This window comes from Acinetobacter sp. ASP199 (assembly GCF_022700675.1).
Lineage (GTDB): Bacteria > Pseudomonadota > Gammaproteobacteria > Pseudomonadales > Moraxellaceae > Acinetobacter.
The window spans coordinates 1,582,256-1,597,861 of the sequence record NZ_CP062182.1; the positions used below are offsets into that span (position 1 = coordinate 1,582,256).

The following is a 15,606-nucleotide window of genomic DNA, read 5'->3' on the forward strand; positions in this document are numbered from 1 at the left end:
CACTCTATTATGGCAAATCAACTGTTATATAAGTTATTAATATACAATAAAAATAACTGATTATTTCATGGTAAATATATAATTTTTATTGATATTTAAATTCACAAAAAGCCATAGAAATAGGTGATTTTTACCAAATATTAAGGGATTCAGACCTTTATAATTGTTCGTGCTGTATTTTATCTCTATGGACATTCTGAATGAATACCGATCTTGAAATCACCACCATGCGTGATTCAGCTGATCAGGTGGTTGGCATCCTGAAATCTCTTGCAAACACTGACCGTCTCATCATCCTATGTCATCTTTCTCAAGCTGAACTTAATGTTTCCCAAATTGAAAACCTTACCCATATCCAACAGCCCACACTTTCCCAACAGCTGATGATGTTGCGTAAAAGTGATGTGGTCAGTACCCGCCGTGATGGCAAGCAAATTTTCTATTCTATTAAAGATCAGAATCTGGTGGTCATCCTGAATACGCTGTATCAACTGTACTGTGTAAAAGCTTAAGCATTTCATCTAGAGTCTAAACTTCTCCCCCTTAGTCTTTGGGATTGTCTTTTCTCTTTAGATAATCCCGTTTATACAGAATCAATACCAGGACCTGGGCAGATCATTTTTTACAAGGGTTGATCAGGCTCCACTTTTAACCATGATTTCTTAGCAGAAAATGTGCATAATATATCTATATTTGTGATTTAGACTTTTATATGTCCAATTCGAAGCCAAAACTGCTGCAATTACTACCGGCCTGGTCGTGGTTAAGCCATTATAATCCGGTTAAATTTAAGTCCGACGTGCTGGCTTCGTTAATTGTGGTCGCCATGCTGGTGCCACAAGGCATGGCTTACGCCATGTTGGCTGGATTACCGCCCATTATGGGGCTATATGCCAGTATCCTGCCGATGATTCTATATGCCATGCTGGGCAGTAGCAGCACCTTGTCGATTGGTCCTGTGGCTATCATTTCCATGATGACCTTTGCTACGCTGAATCCTTTATTTGAAGTCGGTTCACCCGTCTATATCGAAGCAGCAACTTTATTAGCGTTGATGGTTGGCATCATTTCCCTATTATTAGGCTTGATGCGTTTTGGTTTTTTGATTCAGCTGATTAGCCATCCGGTGATTCAGAGTTTTATTATTGCTTCTGCGCTGCTGATTGCGGTTGGACAGTTTAAGTTTCTGGTCGATGTGCCACTACAGGCCAATAACCTTCAGCAATTTGTGCTTAGCCTGCTGGAATACATTCATCTCATTCACTGGCCAAGTCTGGTTTTTGGTCTGCTGTCCATTGGCCTGCTGATCTATCTTCCCAAAATTCTGAAATCCCAGTCCATACAAAGCCGGATTGGATCGACTGATTTTCTGGTGCGGGCTGTACCATTAATGCTAGTCGCTTTGGGAATTTGCGCTGTGGTGTATCTAAACCTGCAAACGCAAGGGATTAAAACGGTAGGTGCAATTCCTTCCGGATTCCCACCCTTAAGTTTTCCGCACTGGAACTGGGATTTGGTACTCACCTTGCTGCCAGGCGCGACCATGATTGCGATGATCAGTTTTGTGGAATCACTGTCTATCGCGCAAGCAACGGCACTTCAACAACGTAGCCAGCTGAACAGCAATCAGGAACTGATTGCACTGGGTGTTGCCAACATCAGTGCCGGGATTAGTTCTGCTTTTCCAGTTACCGGTAGCTTGTCACGTACTGTGGTCAATGCTGATGCTGGTGCCAGAACGCCAATGGCAGGTGTACTGTCTTCCCTGCTGATTATTTTGGTCAGCCTGTTCTTTACGGGTTTCTTTGAAGATCTTCCACTGGCGATTCTTGCAGCCACGATCATCGTATCAATCTGGAAACTGGTGAACTTCCAGCCCTTTATCAATGCCTGGCGCTATTCCAGAGCCGACGGGATTGCCATGTGGGTGACCTTCTTTGGTGTGGTGTTAATTGATATCTCGACGGGTCTAATCATTGGCATTATTTCCACCTTTGTATTAATGCTATGGCGTATTTCCCGCCCGCATATTGCAGTGGTCGGTCTGATTGAAGGGACACAGCATTTCCGTAATGTGCAGCGTCATCAAGTGCTGACTTCGGATCAGGTACTTTCCTTGCGTATTGATGAAAACCTGAGCTTCCTGAACGCCAATGCCTTTAAGGGCTTTCTGATTAATGCAGTCAGTGGTAAAGACCAGCTTGAGCATGTCATTCTGAACTGTTCCAGTATCAGTGCTATCGACCTCAGTGCTCTGGAAATGTTGGAAGATCTGAATATGGAACTGGCCAAACTCAATATTCGTCTGCACTTTGCTGAAGTGAAAGGACCCGTCATGGATCGCTTACAGGAATCCAAATTGCTAAAACATCTTAGCGGACGGATCTATCTGACGCACTATCAGGCAATTCGGGATCTTTCTCCTGATCTGTTTTATGATCGCAGTAAAGACTATTCCATTTAAATCATTTGACTGCTCCTAGAAAAAGGGATTAATTTTGAAGATGTCGACAAATCTCAGCAAAATTGATCTCTTTTTTAGTATTTCTATAAAAAATATATGGTATACATTTCCATATTAAAACTTTGTTCAAGACCTGATTTTGAGCAAAATGCAGATAATAAAAGATTTCATTTTCTATAATTATTGTTTATTTTCATAAACTTATATTTAAGCTAAAAATATATTTTAAGCACATAGAATTTTAAGTATAAAATAACGCAAATTTTTTCCGCATTTAGCCCTCGTAATTTACACAAGGCAACCTTATGTTCTCTGCTCTTTCGCGTATGAGTTTAGTCTCCCGAATCATCATCGCCATTATACTTGGTATTGGTGTTGCACTGGTTTTTCCAGAATATGCACCTTACCTCAGCCTGCTCGGCGACCTGTTTATTAAAGCACTTAAATCTGTCGCTCCTGTCCTGGTTTTCATTTTAGTCCTGGCTTCTATTGCTAACTTTAAAGTTGGTCAAGGCAACTCTCGTATGCGTCCGATCATGTATTTGTACGCGATCGGCATGTTCCTGGCTGCAGTGAGTGCTGTGATTGCCAGTGTCCTGTTTCCAAGTACGCTGTTCCTGGACATTGCTGCACAAGGTGACTTACAGCCACCAGGCAGCTTAAGTGAAATTCTGAAAAATCTGCTGCTCAGCTTTGTTGCAAACCCGGTGGTTGCCATTGCTGAGGCAAACTTTATTGGTATTCTGGCTTGGTCCGTGGCACTGGGTACTGCCTTCCGTCATGCGTCTGAAACCACTAAAACGGTATTAAATGATGCAGCAAATGCCATTAACCATGTGATCCGTCTGGTGATTAGCTTGGCACCGATCGGTATTTTTGGTCTGGTCGCAGTAACTTTTGCCGAAGCAGGCATAGATACATTGGCAAGCTATGGACACTTGCTGGCGGTATTGCTTGGCACAATGGCGTTCGTAGCGCTGGTGGTGAATCCATTACTGGTTGCCTTGGTGACACGCGCCAATCCTTATCCACTGGTATTTACCTGTTTACGCGAAAGTGGCATCACTGCATTCTTTACCCGTAGCTCGGCTGCAAATATTCCGGTCAATATGGATCTGGCAAAACGCTTAGGCGTGTCTGAATCCACTTCAAGTGTCGCCATTCCACTGGGTGCAGCAATCAACATGGCTGGTGCATCTGTAACTATTACCGTGTTATCGCTTGCAGCAGTAAATACGTTAGGTATTAATGTCGATTTAACTACCATGATCATTCTGTCAGTGGTTGCGACTGTGTCTGCATGTGGTGCTTCAGGGGTTGCTGGCGGTTCATTATTGCTGATTCCAGTTGCATGTGGCCTGTTCGGTATTTCATCGGATATCGCAATGCAGGTCGTTGCAATCGGTATGGTGATCAGCGTATTGCAGGATTCAACTGAAACTGCTCTCAACTCATCAACTGATGTTTTATTTACTACAGCTGTAGACCGCGCATCTAATTGATCTTATATTGATAATTCAATATTTTTTGCCAATAGATGTTGAGTTTTTATGCCATTACAGCGTTTACCTATCTGGATTCAACTGGGTGCATTCTTTCTTGCCGTAAATGCCGGCATGATTAATGTACTCGGTCTGATTACCGTCCTGCACCAATCCGTTTCCCATATGACCGGCAATATCAGTATGCTGGCCATGGCGCTGGTGAATTGGGAACCGCAGCATATCGTGTATCTGTTTCTGGTAACGCTATGTTATGTCATTGGCTCAATGTATAGCGGTCTTATTCTGGGTAACAGTCACTTTCAGTTAGGACGTCTTTATGGCTATCCGCTCAGCCTGGTGGCTTTGTTTATTCTGCTAAGCTGGGTATTGCTCCCTTATTTTCCTCGCTATGGCCTACTTTGGGCCTGTACAGCGATGGGCGTACAAAATGCCATGGTCAGTCACTATAAAGGCACCATTATCCGTACCACGCATTTATCCGGTGTATTGACCGATCTCGGGCTGTCATTGGGCTATAAGTTGCGTGGACTTGAAGTTGAATCTCGGCGGACTATCCTGCATTTACTGATCTTGATCGGATTTTTAATTGGCGGTGTTGTTGCCAGCTGTATTTATCCTTATTTAAAATTAAACGCATTCCTGATCCCGGCAGCACTCAGCCTGAGTCTAAGCCTGATTTACTGGATCATCTATTTACGTTATCGACGCTTACAGCATTAATTCTCTGGAAATACTCATGGTTAAAAACGCATTACAGGCACAATTGTTAAAGGCAGGTCTGGTCGATAATAAAAAAGCAAAAAAATTGTCAAAACAGGCCGTTCACGAAAAACGCACTGGTGATAGCAGTGAAGCTGAAATTAAGGCCAAAATTGAACAAGCCAAACAGGAAAAGCTGGCAAAAGATCAGGCCATTGAACAAGAGAAAAAAGCAGCACTACAGGAAAAAGAACTCAAAGCTGCCATTATGCAAATGATCAATCAGCATAAAATTCGTGACACTGACGGTGAAATTGTCTATCAGTTTATTGATGATTCTAAAATCAAGAAAGTCTATCTGAATCAGCAAATTTATAATGCCCTGGTTGCAGGCAGTTTGGTAATCGCCCGCGAAAATGAAAGCTATGCTTTCCTGCCTAAAGCGCTAGCGGATCGTATCAATGCCAAAATGGAAGGCTTTATCATCGTGAATAATTCTGAGAAGAATGAACAGACCACCGATGAAGAAGATCCATATGCAGCATACGTGATTCCGGATGACCTGATGTGGTAATCCATGAAAGCCAAAAGCTCCCAAATCGGGAGCTTTTTTAATGTCTATTAAAAAATTTTCGAGGCAAAAAATCAAACTGGCTGGACTGTATCAGCCATTAGCTCCTGAATAAATTGATCAAAGCATCGCCCCTGTTCTGGTGAATGCTCCCAGATGCTGCGCCCCAAGTCCTTTGCGTCATCAAAGGCTTTATCCTCATAAATAATGGTATTCATAAATTGTGCAGCTGGAATGTCTTTGAGTAAATTCTGATTTGCTTCAAGCTGAGTAATTTCGATCTGCTGAGGCACACGCATCAGTACCCCATACACTTTTAGCTGAGTGTTGAACTGTGCAACGCTGATCGCCAGTTGCAGCATTTCACTATACATATCCTGATCTTTAGCATCTGCTGACATGGGAATAATCAGTTTATCTGCCTGCGTCAGCACCGAACGCAGTGCATAGCTATCATGCCCGGCGATATCAATGACAATATCATCATATTGAGTTTTTGTCTTTTCAATGCGGTACGCTAACTCATCTGGATAGTCTTTTAAAGAAATATGTTCAAAGCCAAAACCTGTGCGATGCAAAGCCACCCATTCAAAATTCTGCTTATTGTCGTCGGTATCAATATAGAGTGTGCTGCCTTGAACACGCAGATATTCTATCAGATTCATCGCCAACGTACTTTTACCTGAACCTCGTTTCGGACTTGTCACCACAAAAATTGTCATGTTTATTTCCCATTTCAATTTAAAAATACTGCATTAAATACTTAAAATAATTATGATTTTAAAATGAACGATTTCATTTAAAAAGTCAAAATTCATTTAAATTAAGACAAGAAAAAGCACCCGAAGGTGCTCTTGTTAAAAAACTTTTCTGGTATCAGTTTTGAGTTTTTTGTCCAATAAACAGGATTGCATCCTGCTGATTGCTGTTCTCGGCCATCATATAAATTGACTGGGTATCAATCTGATTCAGCAAGATACCATCTACCTCTGGTGATCCATTCAAACAGTTGGAGCTCGTAGAACCTGTAAAGACCAGATGAATATTGAAATATGGCGCATTGTTTTCCGAATTCACTCTTCCTACAAATGCACACTTCTCCTCATCGCCAACAGTTCCTGTAATCACTCCGCTAGTGTCTATATTGACTGTGGTAATTACATTATTGGATAAGGTCGTGGTTCGACCAGTATAGCGCCCTTGAAGGCCGGATATACTGGTATTCTCACGACTGTAATCAGCATTATAAATCAGGTTAAAAGGCCGGTTATTTGTATTATTGACATTTCCCTGCAAGTTTCTGTCTGCCGTATAGTTACCATTCAAGGCTACGCTAGCAGTTTGATTCAACGCAAAATTATAGTCACGGATGCCGGTCGCACTAAAACTGTTACCCGATAAAGAAAACTGCCCACGCATGATACCCGTATAACCACTATCTGCTGGCAGTGAATACAATAACCAGAAATTACTGTTTTTCTCGATCACACCCAGAATTGAGCGTGGGCTCAGATTTGCATCTGTAAAACTGCCCAGGTAGATACCCGTCAAGCGGCTTGAGGATGAACCATCTACGCCGCTAAAAATGTCATCATTCCCATCACCGCAGGCATTCAGCGCTAAGGCCAGACCAATAATTGCTAACTGTTTTTGCATGATTCGCCCCTTGGTATTTTTGTAGGAGGGTGATCTTTGATGTTCATCTTTATCTTAGCTAGAGTACGCATATGCTGCTCTGAAATGCCGAAAAAGTCTCCTGTTGGCCGGATGTAATGATCAGTTTTGAATACACTCCTGATCATTTTAACGAGCAACAAGGATGACAGCTGGTCAATAAAATTCTAAATAAGCAGAATCTGCTTCTCTATCCATTTTTGTATCGTTTTATAAGCATAATATTGATGGATTAAAAGACAGCACTAAGACAGATATGTTTTAAAACGTTATTCAAGCTTAATTAATAATGACTAAACCTATAAACTATATGGCATTTTTGTAAATAAGAGAAAGATCAGTTGGAACAGTTTAGCTTTATTCAGAACATTCAAGATTGGGCAGATCAATATCCCTGGCTGGAAATGCTGTCTTCTTTAAGTATTGTGATTGCGCTGGCTTTTATCGCTAATCTGTTTGCCAAACAAATTGTTGTTCGTGGAATTCGTAAACTGATTTCCAAACTGCCTTTTGCCAATACCTCGATCTTTGCGGAACACAGTGTCATTCGTCGTATTGCCAATATTGTACCTGCGATCGTGATTATGAATGGTATTAGCACCGTTCCGCACTTGTCAGATAAACTTCAGACTTTTGTACAGATGGGTGCTCAGGCCTTTATTTTCCTGACTATTGCACTGGCACTGGGCGAGTTGCTGAATATTTTCAATCTGATTTATCAGCGCAATCCAAAATCACGTAATAAACCGATTAAAGGTTATTTGCAGCTGGTTAAACTACTGATTTTTATCGTCTGTGGATTGATGATTCTGGGTACCTTCCTGAAAAAGGATGTATTTACCTTGCTGGCAGGTTTCGGTGCGATGGCTGCCGTGTTGATGCTGGTGTTTCAGAACACGATTCTTTCTCTGGTGGCTTCAGTACAGATTTCTTCTTATGACATGGTGCGTATCGGTGACTGGATTGAAATGCCTTCACTGAATGCTGATGGTGATGTGATTGATATGTCATTACATACTGTGACCGTGCAGAACTTTGACAAGACCGTTACGACCATTCCAACTAATAAGTTAGTGACAGATACGTTTAAAAACTGGCGCGGCATGCAGGAAGCCGGTGCACGTCGTATCAAACGTTCGATTCATATTGATCAAAGCACCGTGCATTTTATGAGTGAGGAAGAACAGACCAAACTGAAAAACTTTATCCTGCTCGATCATTATCTGAATACCAAGACTGAAGAGCTGGAAAAATTTAACCAGCAGTTACAGCATAATTCACAATACAACCAGCGCCGTTTGACCAATTTAGGCACGTTCCGTGCTTATCTGGAGTTTTATCTGCAACAACATCCGGGTATTGCGAAAAACTTTTCACTGATGGTACGTCAATTGCAGCCAACCAGTGAAGGCTTACCACTGGAAATCTATGCCTTTACCAATACTACGGTGTGGACAGAATATGAAAAGATTCAGTCTGATATCATGGATCACATACTCGCCATTATTCCGGAATTTGGCCTGAAAGTGTATCAGGCTCCTTCAGGTAGTGACTTTAAAGAAGCATTTACGACACCTGCATCACCCATTATCACTTAATTTAAACGCAGTTACGCCAAGCCTGAAATGATCAGTCATCTCAGGCTTTTTTATTGATGTAGCTCTTCAATTTCATTGATGTCTTTTTAAAATTTTTATCTAACTCCCCCTTCACTTTTCCAGTTTTTAACATTTGCAACCTAAAGTTTGATTTAGTTAATCATTTTGTGGCAATTTCACCTTATTTCAGGCTTATAAAAATAGAATCCTTTATAATCCGTGAAAAGCAAAATGCATGAGAAAAGAGCACACTAATGTTTCGATGGCTTGAACGGCTGGTAGATCCCTATCCGACCAAAAATCTGAACCAACCCTTGCCTACCCGTTTTTTTCCCTTTGTCTGGCAAGCAGCTTATGGCGTACGCCGCTATCTGTTGATTCTTGTCCTTTGTACTGCGGGTGCCGCCAGTTTTGAAGCCTTGCTGTATGCTAAGATTGGCGATCTGGTCAATTGGCTCAGCCAAAGTCAGCCGGACACCTTTCTGGAGCAACATGCGGTCAATCTGACTTTACTCAGTGTGGTCTTACTGGCCAATATTTTCTTTGCCAATGCGCAGTCCTTGATCAAGCACCAGATTTTATACAGTAATTTCCCGATGCGCCTGCGCTGGCGTTTCCATAATCTGCTGCTCAAGCAAAGCCTGGATTTCTTTCACAATGACTTTGCCGGTCGTTTATCTGCCAAGGTTATGCAAACCTCACTGGCGATCCGTGAATTCTGGGTCATTCTCGGCGATATGCTGGCCTACGTGGTGATTTACTTCATTACCATTAACATCGTGCTCGGTTCCATTTCTGCTTATCTGATTATTCCACTGATGGTATGGCTGGTCCTGTTTATCTGTGCCGCCAGCTATTTTATTCCCCGTCTCAGCAAAATCTCGCATGAACAGGCCGATGCCCGTGCGGTAATGACTGGTCGCGTGACCGATGCCTATACCAATATTCAGACCGTTAAACTGTTTGCGCATGCAGGTCGTGAAAGCCAGTATGCCAAAACATCCATGCAAGAGTTTATGGTGACGGTTTATAAACAGATGCGACTGGGCGCCCAGTATGAAATCAGTATTTTATTGCTGAGCGTCGTACTGTATGGCGGTGTATTAGGGACAGCGATCTGGTTATGGATGGAAGGTCAGGCTCAGCTCGGCATTATTGCTGCGACTACGGCGATGGTGCTTAAACTGAATAGTATTGCCGAATTTCTGATGTGGCAAACCTCGCAACTGTTTGAAAATGTTGGAACCATTCAGGATGGTATGGGGACCCTGGGTAAATCAATTTCGATTCAGGACAAGCCAGATGCTAAAGAACTGGAGCTGAAACAGGGTGAAATCAAATTTGATAACGTCTGTTTTGCCTATAATGACAAAAACGTGATCGATGGCTTGAATCTGACCATTCGACCGGGTGAAAAAATCGGTGTGGTAGGTCGTTCTGGTGCCGGCAAGTCTACCCTGATTCAGCTGTTACTGAATTTCTATCGTATTGACCAAGGTCGTATTTTAATCGATGGGCAAAATATTGAAGATGTGACTCAGGATAGTCTGCGCAAGAATATTGCCATGGTGACGCAGGATACTTCACTGCTACATCGTAGTGTGGCTGAAAACATTAAATATGGTCGTCCAAATGCGACAGATGAAGAAATGTTTAAGGCGGTGCGTAAAGCTGAGGCTGAGGAATTCATCCCCCAACTTAGTGATATGCGCGGTAAGCGTGGTTATGAGGCCTATGTGGGTGAACGTGGCGTCAAGCTGTCTGGTGGCCAGCGTCAGCGTATTGCCATTGCCCGTGTCTTCCTGAAAGATGCACCTATTCTGATTCTGGACGAAGCGACCAGTGCACTGGATTCAGAAGTTGAAGCAGCCATTCAGAGCAGTCTGGATGAGCTGATGAAAGGTAAAACCGTGATTGCGATCGCCCATCGACTTTCTACCATTGCGCAAATGGATCGACTGATTGTGCTGGATCAAGGCAAGATCGTCGAACAAGGCACACATGATGAACTGGTGGCATTGAATGGAATTTATGCGCACCTATGGCAACGTCAGACTGGCGGATTTTTAATAGAACACGATACAAAAGAGCAAGGATAGAACATGTTATATCTGGAAGACCTGAAAATTGGTGATGAGTTTAAAAGTCGATCTTATCGCATGACTGAGGAAGAAATTCTAAAGTTTGCTCATGCCTATGACCCGCAGCCATTTCATGTCAATGCGCAACAGGCTGAACAGCATCCGATCTTCCGGGGTCTGGCAGCCAGTGGCTGGCACACTGCTGCAGTAGTCATGCGTTTATGGACCGAATGCTTTCCGGTCGCCTATGGTCTGATTGGGACAGATTCACATGTGCGTTGGCCCTGCCCAACCCGTCCAGATGACGAAATTCGGGTGATTGTAACCATCACCGATATTCAGCCTTCCAAACGCAAACCTGATCGTGGCATCGTTCGCTATGAAACGCAGGCATTCAACCAGCAAGATCAGGTTCTATTTAATTCAACGACCAATATTCTGGTGTTTAAGCGAGAATTTACAGCAGTTTAGTTTGATTTTTACCCACATTTCAGGCTAATCTGCTTGAAGTGTTTGGGTAAGGCTCAGCATTTTGTCCAACAATTTTAAAGATAAAACTGGCTGTTTCATGCCAATATGGGCAAATAAATAGAAAAAATTTGACTGAGTGCAACGGATCGCGCATGAAGATGATTGTTCCACGCCAAGACCAAGGCATCCCGGGTGTTTATGGTCTTTTGCTTCTCGACGTTATCTCCCGCTGGGGCTATAACGATGAATCGTTATTCAAACCTTATGGGCTGACCAGTGAACAGTTGGCAGATCCTGAGTTCCGAATTCCGACTGCCATTGCCAATGATATGGTCAAACACGCACTCAAGCTGACGGGTGAATCCACCTTGGGCTATCACCTCGGCACACAGATGCGTATTTCCATTCATGGTTTTATTGGTTATGCCATCATGACGGCGAACAATATTACCGAAGCGTTGGTCCTGGCAAACCGTTTTATCCAGTTACGCTTGCCATTTCTGCAACTATTCTTCTCCACTTTTGGGGTTAAGGCCACAGTCCAGCTACAAACTGATATTCAGATGGAACCGCTGCGTACTGAAATTTCGATTGCCCTGATGATCGGCCTGATTAGTATGGCCAAAGCCATTACCGGGATTAGCGATGCAACCGGAGAAATCGACTTCGATTTTAAAAAACCGGAAGGTTTTGAACGCTTTATGGCGAAGTTCCCCACCCATCAGTTCCGTTTTGAACAGCCACATCTGTTACTGAGCTTTGATAAAAGCTATCTGATGAACAAGCTGGTGCATGCCGATCCGATCGCCAGCCAGATTGCAATTAACCAGTGTGAAGCAGAACTTTCTGCACTGGGTGAGCGGCATCGTATCGCCATGCGGGTACGGGATATTCTGACCAATTCAGAACAGCATTATCTCAGTATTGAAGCTGTCGCAGACCGTCTGCATATGTCGGATCGCACTCTGAAACGTCAGCTGGCTGCAGAAGGCACGTCTTTCTCGACACTGGTCGATGAAGTACGTTATCGTCATGCAACTTCCCTGCTTTCACGAACAGACTTCACCCTGGAACAGATTGCCGATGAACTCGGTTATAGTGATGTCGCCAACTTCAGTCGTGCCTTTAAACGCTGGAGTGGTCGCAGTCCAAGCAACTGGCGTAAAGATCCGTACCTATAAGCCTTTTGTTTTGCAGCAAAAGAATGTATAAATCATGTCAAAAATGAACCTAAGCGATTTAAGGAGTTATCAATGAATCATCCTTCAGAATTAAAGTACGCAAGTACACATGAATGGGTACGCATTGAGGGTGATCTTGTGGTGACCGGTATTTCTGACCATGCACAGGATGCTTTAGGTGACCTGGTCTATGTTGAAGCGCCAGATCTTGATTCACACGTGACCGCAGGTCAGCAAGCAGGTGTTGTCGAATCTGTAAAAACAGCGTCAGATATCCATGCACCTGTTTCTGGTATCGTGGTTGAAATTAACCCGGCACTGGAAGATGACCCGGATTTCATTAATGATGACCCGTATGGCAAAGGCTGGATCTATAAAATCAAGCCAGACAATATCGCGGATGTCGAAAAACTGCTCAGCAATAGCGAATATGAAGCAGGCCTATAATTTAATCTGCTTTAAAAATCAGCCTGCGGGCTGATTTTTTTTGCCTGAATTTTTAAACCTGACACAGCGCAAAATAACACCACATTTGTCGGTTTTTATTGTATTATTCACACAATCTCCCATGTAGTCTTCGTGACGCGCTTCGATGCTGAATATCGCATTCAGCATACTCCATAAAAACAATACTCATTTTGGCCTGGCGTCTCACATTAAAATTTCTGGATCATTATGAACGCAACTGTCATGCCGTTGTGGACAAAGTCCTTTTTGCTTTGTCTGGCAAATAATCTGTTTTTGTTTATTTTTTATTTTGCCCAAACTACGATTTTACCGATTTATATTCTTAAAGAACTTGGGGGTAGCGTAACTCAAGCCGGATTAACCCTGACGCTATTCATGGTTTCTTCGATCGTGATCCGCCCATTTAGTGGCTTGATTATTGAAAAATTGGGACAGCGCCGTACTTTAATTATCTCGGCGACGATGTTCTGCTTAATTGCTTTTGGCTATTTATTTATTAGCAATATGACCAGTTTATACATCCTGCGTTTAATGCATGGGGTCTGGTTTAGTATTTTGACCACGGTTTGTGTTCCTGTGGTCAACCAGTTTATTCCGGACAGTCGCCGTGGCGAAGGTATGGGCTATTATGCCATGTCGGTGAATCTTGGAGTTGTACTTGGCCCTTTCATTGGCTTAGGCCTTATTCCTTATTTAAGCTATACCATGGTGACTGCTGTACTCGTAGCCATGATTTTTATCGGTTATATCTTCTGCTTTTTAATTCCGGTGCAAGAAGTTAAACAACCTGAAACTGAAAAGACCAGATTGGGTTTAAGTGATTTTGTTGAGAAAAAATCCCTGACTGTTGCCTTAATGGTCATGATGATTTCTTTCGCTTATGCCAGCATCATGTCCTTTATTGCTCCCTATGCCAGCTCAATCGATCTAATGCAGTATGCAGGTTTGTTCTTTGTGGTGTTTGCCATTTCCATGATGAGCTTACGTCCGATTACTGGCAAAATTTATGACCGTAAAGGTCCACAATATGTGATTTATCCTGCGATTCTTACCTTTAGTCTGGGTCTACTGGTTTTAAGTCAGATTGATACCCTGACTGGATTTATGCTGGCAGCAGTCCTGATTGGATTGGGTTTTGGCAGTGCTCAGCCTTGCCTGCAAACGCTTGCTATTCAACGTGCTCCAAAGCACCGGATTGGCTATGCCACTTCGACATTCTATACCTGCTATGACCTTGGTATTGCCATTGGCTCATTGGTCGTTGGGATAATGATTACCACGCAAAGCTTTAGCTTCGCCTTTATTATTTGTGCTGCTCTAACAGCCCTGAGCCTGCTCTATTTTAAATTCGTGGTTCAACATAAAACTGTTATAGCTTAAGCCAGCAATAAAAAACCGACATTATTTCATGTCGGTTTTTAGTTGGAACGCCTCAGACTTATGAGGTTTGTTCTGTGGTACTGGCATCTGCATCCGTTTCATCATCCGGCTTTTTCTCTTCCACCATGCTAAATGCAGTAGCTGTATTATTCATGGCTGGATTAGCACGTGTACTTTTCAGTTTAATTTGCAGACGTAATTCATTGGTCGAGTCAGCATTACGCAATGCTTCTTCATAAGAAATCGCACCTTCATTATAAAGATCAAATAATGCCTGATCAAAAGTCTGCATACCAAGTTCGCGTGATTTACCCATAATTGCTTTGAGTTCATGGAAATCACCTTTCAGAATCAGATCCGATACCAATGGCGTATTCAGCATAATTTCGACTGCAGCGCGACGACCTTTACCATTCTCAGTCCGGATCAAACGCTGAGAAACAATTGCCTTCATATTGGAAGACAAATCCATCAGCAACTGATTACGGCGTTCTTCCGGGAAGAAGTTAATAATCCGGTCGAGCGTCTGGTTAGCATTGTTGGAATGCAGCGTACCCAGACATAAATGCCCTGTTTCGGCAAAGGCAATCGCATGTTCCATGGTTTCCGTATCCCGGATCTCGCCAATCAGAATCACATCGGGTGCCTGACGCAAAGTATTTTTTAAGGCATTGTGCCAGGAATGACTATCTACACCGACCTCACGATGGGTGATCATCGACTTCTTATGTTTATGTACATATTCCACTGGATCTTCTACAGTGATGATATGTCCAGCAGAATTTTCATTACGGTAATCGATCATTGCAGCAAGCGAAGTCGACTTACCCGAACCTGTACCGCCTACAACGAGTACCAGACCGCGCTTTTCCATAATCACATGTTTGAGTGACTCTGGTAATTTTAACTTCTGAAAATTCGGAATTTCCGCAGTAATGGTCCGGATGACCATACCGACATTGAGCTGCTGCTGGAACACGTTGACCCGGAAACGTGAAACTCCTGGTACAGTAATGGCAAAGTTACATTCCAGTTCTGCTTCATATTCTTTACGCTGCTTTTCGTTCATCAGCGCATAAGCAAACAGTTTGGTTTTCTCTGGAGTAAGTTCCTGTTGACCAAAAGGCTTCATTAATCCCTGATGTTTGATACTCGGAGGAAAGTCTGCGGTAATGAACAGGTCTGAACCACCATATTCAACCACTTTGGTCAGCATATGGTGCATAAACTTACGTGCTTCTTCTAACAACTCTGCCGTGAACATATTTTCCCCTGTAATGCACAATGCTATAAATCTTCAAAATAGATTCATGCCAATATATTTTGATTTTATTGTGCAGCGTTTTTTTAAAAGCCTCAAACACATTTGATTTATAAAGATAATTTTTTCAAATCATTGTGTGAACTGATTCAAGGAAAATAAAAATAAAGGGAAATAATCTAGAGGTACTGAGAGTCTACTTCTTATAACCATATATGAATTGGACTTCAAATTTTAGCAAAGTAAATTGGTA

14 protein-coding genes are annotated in these 15,606 nt (G+C 42.7%); 11 read left to right on the top strand and 3 right to left on the bottom strand.

Features of this window, described 5'->3' with window-relative positions:
- Window positions 1–200 precede the first annotated feature (200 nt).
- The 5 genes from IHE35_RS07435 to IHE35_RS07455 all read left to right on the top strand — a co-directional run bounded on the left by IHE35_RS07435 (window position 201) and on the right by IHE35_RS07455 (window position 5,242).
- Complete coding sequence (locus IHE35_RS07435; RefSeq protein ID WP_099339075.1) at window positions 201–512, top strand: metalloregulator ArsR/SmtB family transcription factor; 312 nt, start codon at window positions 201–203, stop codon at window positions 510–512.
- A 200-nt stretch (window positions 513–712) separates the two neighbouring features.
- A complete protein-coding gene (locus IHE35_RS07440; RefSeq protein WP_242786816.1) occupies window positions 713–2,464 on the top strand; it encodes a SulP family inorganic anion transporter in 1,752 nt (583 codons plus the stop codon).
- Window positions 2,465–2,769: 305 nt separating this feature from the next.
- Complete coding sequence (sstT, locus tag IHE35_RS07445; protein ID WP_242786817.1) at window positions 2,770–3,966, top strand: serine/threonine transporter SstT; 1,197 nt, start codon at window positions 2,770–2,772, stop codon at window positions 3,964–3,966.
- Between the two features lie 48 nt (window positions 3,967–4,014).
- Window positions 4,015–4,689 carry a YoaK family protein gene (locus tag IHE35_RS07450; protein ID WP_242786818.1) on the top strand — a complete coding sequence of 225 codons (675 nt, stop codon included), beginning with the start codon at window positions 4,015–4,017 and terminating at the stop codon, window positions 4,687–4,689.
- A 16-nt stretch (window positions 4,690–4,705) separates the two neighbouring features.
- Window positions 4,706–5,242, top strand: a complete 537-nt coding sequence (locus IHE35_RS07455; protein ID WP_242786819.1) for a DUF2058 domain-containing protein — start codon at window positions 4,706–4,708, stop codon at window positions 5,240–5,242.
- 71 nt (window positions 5,243–5,313) lie between these two features.
- Here the strand turns inward: IHE35_RS07455 and IHE35_RS07460 are convergent, their stop codons facing one another.
- Both IHE35_RS07460 and IHE35_RS07465 read right to left on the bottom strand, forming a co-directional pair.
- Window positions 5,314–5,961, bottom strand: a complete 648-nt coding sequence (locus tag IHE35_RS07460) for a division plane positioning ATPase MipZ (RefSeq protein ID WP_242786820.1) — start codon at window positions 5,959–5,961, stop codon at window positions 5,314–5,316.
- 154 nt (window positions 5,962–6,115) lie between these two features.
- The gene (locus tag IHE35_RS07465) at window positions 6,116–6,895 is read right to left on the bottom strand and encodes a hypothetical protein (RefSeq protein WP_242786821.1); all 780 of its coding nucleotides are present in this window, start codon (window positions 6,893–6,895) and stop codon (window positions 6,116–6,118) included.
- Between the two features lie 359 nt (window positions 6,896–7,254).
- Here IHE35_RS07465 and IHE35_RS07470 point away from each other — a divergent pair, with 359 nt between their 5' ends.
- The 6 genes from IHE35_RS07470 to IHE35_RS07495 all read left to right on the top strand — a co-directional run bounded on the left by IHE35_RS07470 (window position 7,255) and on the right by IHE35_RS07495 (window position 14,092).
- A complete protein-coding gene (locus IHE35_RS07470) occupies window positions 7,255–8,511 on the top strand; it encodes a mechanosensitive ion channel domain-containing protein (protein ID WP_242786822.1) in 1,257 nt (418 codons plus the stop codon).
- A gap of 254 nt (window positions 8,512–8,765) precedes the next feature.
- A complete protein-coding gene (locus IHE35_RS07475) occupies window positions 8,766–10,610 on the top strand; it encodes an ABC transporter ATP-binding protein (protein WP_242786823.1) in 1,845 nt (614 codons plus the stop codon).
- Window positions 10,611–10,613: 3 nt separating this feature from the next.
- Window positions 10,614–11,063: a MaoC family dehydratase gene (locus IHE35_RS07480; RefSeq protein ID WP_242786824.1), complete on the top strand. Its 450-nt coding sequence runs from the start codon at window positions 10,614–10,616 to the stop codon at window positions 11,061–11,063.
- A 152-nt stretch (window positions 11,064–11,215) separates the two neighbouring features.
- Window positions 11,216–12,244: an AraC family transcriptional regulator gene (locus IHE35_RS07485; RefSeq protein ID WP_242786825.1), complete on the top strand. Its 1,029-nt coding sequence runs from the start codon at window positions 11,216–11,218 to the stop codon at window positions 12,242–12,244.
- 72 nt (window positions 12,245–12,316) lie between these two features.
- Window positions 12,317–12,691, top strand: a complete 375-nt coding sequence (gcvH, locus tag IHE35_RS07490) for a glycine cleavage system protein GcvH (RefSeq protein WP_242786826.1) — start codon at window positions 12,317–12,319, stop codon at window positions 12,689–12,691.
- A gap of 228 nt (window positions 12,692–12,919) precedes the next feature.
- Window positions 12,920–14,092 carry an MFS transporter gene (locus IHE35_RS07495; RefSeq protein WP_242786827.1) on the top strand — a complete coding sequence of 391 codons (1,173 nt, stop codon included), beginning with the start codon at window positions 12,920–12,922 and terminating at the stop codon, window positions 14,090–14,092.
- Between the two features lie 58 nt (window positions 14,093–14,150).
- Here IHE35_RS07495 and IHE35_RS07500 read toward each other — a convergent pair whose 3' ends face one another.
- The gene (locus IHE35_RS07500) at window positions 14,151–15,356 is read right to left on the bottom strand and encodes a PilT/PilU family type 4a pilus ATPase (RefSeq protein WP_242786828.1); all 1,206 of its coding nucleotides are present in this window, start codon (window positions 15,354–15,356) and stop codon (window positions 14,151–14,153) included.
- Window positions 15,357–15,606: the final 250 nt, after the last annotated feature.

Coding starts and splice junctions, on each gene's coding strand:
- IHE35_RS07435 (WP_099339075.1), top strand. CDS start 201: ATGAATACCGATCTTGAAATCACCACCATGCGTGATTCAGCTGATCAG.
- IHE35_RS07440 (WP_242786816.1), top strand. CDS start 713: ATGTCCAATTCGAAGCCAAAACTGCTGCAATTACTACCGGCCTGGTCG.
- sstT (WP_242786817.1), top strand. CDS start 2,770: ATGTTCTCTGCTCTTTCGCGTATGAGTTTAGTCTCCCGAATCATCATC.
- IHE35_RS07450 (WP_242786818.1), top strand. CDS start 4,015: ATGCCATTACAGCGTTTACCTATCTGGATTCAACTGGGTGCATTCTTT.
- IHE35_RS07455 (WP_242786819.1), top strand. CDS start 4,706: ATGGTTAAAAACGCATTACAGGCACAATTGTTAAAGGCAGGTCTGGTC.
- IHE35_RS07460 (WP_242786820.1), bottom strand. CDS start 5,961: ATGACAATTTTTGTGGTGACAAGTCCGAAACGAGGTTCAGGTAAAAGT.
- IHE35_RS07465 (WP_242786821.1), bottom strand. CDS start 6,895: ATGCAAAAACAGTTAGCAATTATTGGTCTGGCCTTAGCGCTGAATGCC.
- IHE35_RS07475 (WP_242786823.1), top strand. CDS start 8,766: ATGTTTCGATGGCTTGAACGGCTGGTAGATCCCTATCCGACCAAAAAT.
- IHE35_RS07480 (WP_242786824.1), top strand. CDS start 10,614: ATGTTATATCTGGAAGACCTGAAAATTGGTGATGAGTTTAAAAGTCGA.
- IHE35_RS07485 (WP_242786825.1), top strand. CDS start 11,216: ATGAAGATGATTGTTCCACGCCAAGACCAAGGCATCCCGGGTGTTTAT.
- gcvH (WP_242786826.1), top strand. CDS start 12,317: ATGAATCATCCTTCAGAATTAAAGTACGCAAGTACACATGAATGGGTA.
- IHE35_RS07495 (WP_242786827.1), top strand. CDS start 12,920: ATGAACGCAACTGTCATGCCGTTGTGGACAAAGTCCTTTTTGCTTTGT.
- IHE35_RS07500 (WP_242786828.1), bottom strand. CDS start 15,356: ATGTTCACGGCAGAGTTGTTAGAAGAAGCACGTAAGTTTATGCACCAT.